We start from the raw sequence: 4355 nt of genomic DNA on the forward strand, positions 1-4355 counted from the left end.
GCGCCTGATCCTGCGCAACTGGGAGGATCGCGACCGCGACCTGTTCCACCGCATCAACTCCGACGACCGGGTGATGGAGTTCTTTCCATTCCGCCGTGACCGTGCCCAGGCGGATGCCAAGATGGACGAGCTCCGGGCCTGGACCACGAACGACGGATACGGTTTTGCTGCCGCCGAGATCACCGCCACCGGTGAATGCATCGGCTTCATCGGTCTCCTCGACACCGATCATGTGCCATCCCTGCCAGCCGGCACCATCGAGATCGGCTGGCGGCTGGCACCTGAGTTCTGGGGCAAAGGCTATGTCACCGAGGCAGCCGAAGCGTGGCTGGCCTACGGCTTCGAGACGCTTGGCCTCGATGAAATCGTGTCATTCGCCGTCGCGGCCAACCGCCGCTCCACCGCCGTCATGCAACGCCTCGGCATGAGCGCGGATCCGTCCGGCGATTTCGACCACCCCAGCATTCCCGACAGCCATCCGCATCTCAAACGGCATGTCCTCTACAGACTGTCGCGCCAGGACTGGCAGGCAAGAAAAAGGGCAGCTCGCTAGCCGCCCTTTTTTCAGTGTTGTCGTGTTGTCGATCTTCCGGACCTCAGTCCATCCTGATCGTCACGAACCTGAGCTCGCCGGTCTTCGAGGCCAGCATCAGCAACGCATTCTTGCGCCCCTGTTCCTTCAAGGCGCCGATGCGGTCCATGACGTCCTTGGGGGTAGCAACCGATTCCTGTGCGATCTCGGTGATCACCTCGCCGGGCTGGATGCCGCGTTCGGCGGCGGCCGAGTCCTTGGTGACGTCGGTGATGACGACGCCCGAAACATCGGCCGCAATGCTGAACTTCTTGCGTGTCTCGTCGTTCAGTTCGCCGACCGTCATGCCGAGCACCGAGGCAGTGGAAACGGCCGGAGCCTTGTCGCCCTTGTCCTGGTCGGTGTTGCCCTCCTCGGCGTTGGCGGCCTTCTCGCCATCCTCGAGCCGGCCGAGGGTCACTTTCACCGTCTGTTCAACGCCCTTGCGCACGATCAGCACGTCGACCGCCTTGCCGACAGGGCTTTCGGCGACGACACGTGGCAGGTCGCGCATCTCATGGATATCCTTGCCGTCGAACTTGATGATGACGTCGCCGGCCTGGATCGTGCCATTGTCGACCGGGCCGCCCTTGATCACGCCGGCAACCAGCGCACCCTTTGCGGTCGCCATGCCGAGGCTTTCGGCGATGTCGTCGGTCACCGGCTGGATGCGCACGCCGAGCCAGCCGCGCCGCGTCTCGCCGAACTGGCGCAACTGGTCGACGACACCGGACGCGAGCTGCGACGGGATGGAGAAGCCGATGCCGATCGAGCCGCCGGATGGCGAGATGATCGCCGTGTTGATGCCGATGACTTCGCCCGCGCTGTTGAACAGCGGTCCGCCGGAATTGCCGCGGTTGATCGCGGCATCGGTCTGGATGAAGTCGTCATAGGGGCCGGAATTGATGTCGCGGTTGCGGGCCGAGACGATGCCGACCGTCACCGTGCCGCCGAGGCCGAACGGATTGCCGATCGCCATCACCCAGTCGCCGACGCGCATCTTGGTGGAATCGCCGAACTTCACCGCCGTCAGCTTGTGGCCTTTCGGATCGACCTTGAGCACGGCGACATCGGTCTTGGTGTCGGTGCCGACCAGCGTCGCCTTCAAGGTGACGCCATCGGAGAAATTGACCTCGATGTCGTCGGCATCGGCAATGACATGGTTGTTGGTGACGACGATGCCTTGCTCGGCATCGATGACGAAGCCGGAGCCCAGCGACTGCACCTTCTGCGAGCCGTTGTCCTTGTCACCGCCGCGGTTCTTGAAGAAATCGTCGAAGAAATCCTGGAAGGGCGAACCTTCGGGCAATTGCGGCATCGGCACCGCGCCCGGGCCTTCGGTACCCTTGACCGTCTGCGAGGTCGATATGTTGACCACCGCGCCGAGCAGGCCTTGCGCCAGATCGGCGACCGAAGCGGGCCCGTCGGCGGCAAATGTCGGCGCCGTGAAGGACGGGACAGCGACGGCGCTGACAAGAAGTGCCGCCGCGCCGGTGATGAATGTCCGCCGCGCCGCGCGCAAAATTGTTTTGGATGTCATCGAGAAGCCTCCCGGTATTCTTGAAAAGAAAAGCGCTTCGACGAAAACGCCGCGTCACGCCATGTTGGCAAAAAATACGGCACGTTTGCGGCTATGACTATCGGCAGAGGATAAATCATCGCCGCCCTCATGCGCCTCGTACCAGCCAGACGATGCCGACGCCGATCGCGATCGCCGCCAGCCCGGCAATCCGCAGCGCGTTCTCGGGCAGCGACAGCACTTCGGTGGCAAGCTTCCTGGCCAGGCCGGGAAAGCCGCCATAGACCAGACCCTCTATGACGAGGACGAGGCCCATGGCGGCAAGAAAATCCTGCACCGGCCGCTACTGGCCGGTGCTGGGCTGTGCCGCCGGCGCGGCGGGTGCCGTCGCCGGAGCGTTTGGCGCAGGCGAAGCCGGCTTTGCCGGTCCCTCGCTGCCGTCGGGATTGCGGAAGAAGCGGAAGAACTCCGAGTTCGGCGACAGCACCATCGTCGTTCCGGTGTTGTCCAGCGCCGTGCCATAGGCATTCATCGACCGGTAGAAGTCGAAGAAAGCCGGATCGCGCTGATAGGCTCCCGCGAAGGTGGCGCTGCGCTGGGCCTCGCCCTCGCCGCGCAGGATTTCCGACTCTTTTTGGGCTTCGGCGACGATCTCGACCACTTCGCGATCGGCGCGGGCGGTGATGCGCTGTGCCGCCTCATTGCCGCGCGCCCTCAGCCGGGCAGCTTCCGCCAGGCGTTCCGCCTTCATGCGGTCGAAGGTCTGCTGCGAGACTTCGGCCGTGAGATCGGTGCGGCGAATGCGGACATCCTCGATCTGCAGGCCGAGCGATGTGGCATCGGGCCTGAGCTGGTCGCGGACTTCGCGCATCATCACGCCGCGCTCTTCGGAGAGTGCTGCCTCGAAATCACGCAGACCATAGACACGGCGCAAGGCAGCGTCGAGACGCGTCCTGAGCCGGGCCTCGGCCAGTTCGATCTGACCGGACACCGCGGCGCGGAAGACCCGCGGATCCGAGATGCGATAGGCGATGAAGGCATCGACCTCATAGAACTTGCCGCCCGAGACCTGGACGCGAATGTTGTCGAGATCGAAGCGCAGCACCCGGTTCTCGATCAGCTGCACGGTGTCGGCGTCGAAGAACGAGAACGGCGCCTTGAAGTAGATGCCGGGTTCGCTCTTGACGTCGACAATCTCACCGAACCTGAGCACCAGCGCCTGCTGGCGCGCATTGACCACGAAGACCGACGAATAGAGCAGGAACAGGATAACCGCTGCTGCGACGACGATGATGGGAAGACGGTTGGCCATCACTGGTTACCTCCCGTAACGGGGGCGGCCGGTGCCGGCGCTTTCGGCTGCAATGCCGGCAGCGGCAGATAGGGAACGACCCCTTGCCCGTTGCCCTGCTCGACGATGACCTTGCTCGAATCCTTCAGAACCTTCTCCATGGTTTCCAGGTAGAGGCGCTTGCGCGTTACATCGGGCGCCTTGGCATATTCGTCATAGACCGAGATGAAGCGCTGCGCCTCACCCTCAGCTTCCTGCACGACCCGGTTCTTGTAGGCGGCCGCGTCTTCGCGGATCTGTGCGGCCTCGCCGCGCGCCTGCCCGAGCTTCTGATTGGAGTACTGGTTGGCCTGCTCGACGAACTTGTCCTCGTCCTGCTCGGCGCGCTGCACCTCGTCGAACGCATCGGCCACTTCGCGTGGCGGTGCCGCATCCTCGATCGAGACGGCGTTGACGTTGAGACCGGCCTTGTAGCCGTCCAGCGTCGTCTGGATGATCTCACGCACCGAGGCGGCAATGCCCTGGCGGTCGTCGCGGAAGATGTCCTGCGCCGGCCGGCGGCCGACGGCTTCACGCATGGCGCTTTCGGCAACCTGCCGCAGCATGCCGTCGGGATCGGACACATCGAACAGATACGCGCGCGGGTCGGAGACCTGATAGGCCACGGAGAACTGGACGTTGACGATGTTCTGGTCGCCGGTAAGCATCAGCCCGGACGTATTGCCACTTGTCGCGCCGCCGCCGCCGATATCGACGAGCTGCTCGGAAATCTTGGCCGTCTCGACGGTTTCGAGCGGCCACCAATGGAAATGCAGGCCAGGCTGCGACAGTTCGGTCTTCGGCTTGCCGAAGCGCAGTTCGACCGCGACCTCATCGGGCTGCACGGTGTAAACCGCCTTGAACGCCCACAGCACCACAAGTGCAGCCGCGATCAGCGCGAAGATAGCCGGGCTCGCGCCGCCGCCGCCCGGAAG

General features: G+C 64.1%; 5 protein-coding genes. 1 reads left to right on the plus strand and 4 read right to left on the minus strand.

The features are described from left to right. Positions 1-553 (plus strand): GNAT family N-acetyltransferase (locus EN991_RS25050; protein ID WP_164769356.1); only part of this gene is annotated, 553 nt, incomplete at its 5' end. Between the two features lie 43 nt (positions 554-596). On the opposite strand, the gene EN991_RS25055 is transcribed toward EN991_RS25050, so the two are convergent. The 4 genes from EN991_RS25055 to hflK form a co-directional block, all read right to left on the minus strand. Next, the gene (locus EN991_RS25055) at positions 597-2111 is read right to left on the minus strand and encodes a DegQ family serine endoprotease (RefSeq protein WP_127369764.1); all 1515 of its coding nucleotides are present in this window, start codon (positions 2109-2111) and stop codon (positions 597-599) included. A gap of 127 nt (positions 2112-2238) precedes the next feature. Beyond that, complete coding sequence (locus tag EN991_RS25060; protein ID WP_013531032.1) at positions 2239-2427, minus strand: DUF2065 domain-containing protein; 189 nt, start codon at positions 2425-2427, stop codon at positions 2239-2241. A gap of 6 nt (positions 2428-2433) precedes the next feature. Next, a complete protein-coding gene (locus EN991_RS25065) occupies positions 2434-3402 on the minus strand; it encodes a protease modulator HflC (RefSeq protein ID WP_013531031.1) in 969 nt (322 codons plus the stop codon). After that, on the minus strand, positions 3402-4355 hold a 954-nt coding region (hflK, locus tag EN991_RS25070), incomplete at its 5' end, for an FtsH protease activity modulator HflK (RefSeq protein WP_127369765.1). The genes hflK and EN991_RS25065, both read right to left, overlap by 1 nt.

Origin of the sequence: Mesorhizobium sp. M7A.F.Ca.US.005.03.2.1, from assembly GCF_003997795.1 — a bacterium.
GTDB lineage: Bacteria > Pseudomonadota > Alphaproteobacteria > Rhizobiales > Rhizobiaceae > Mesorhizobium > Mesorhizobium ciceri.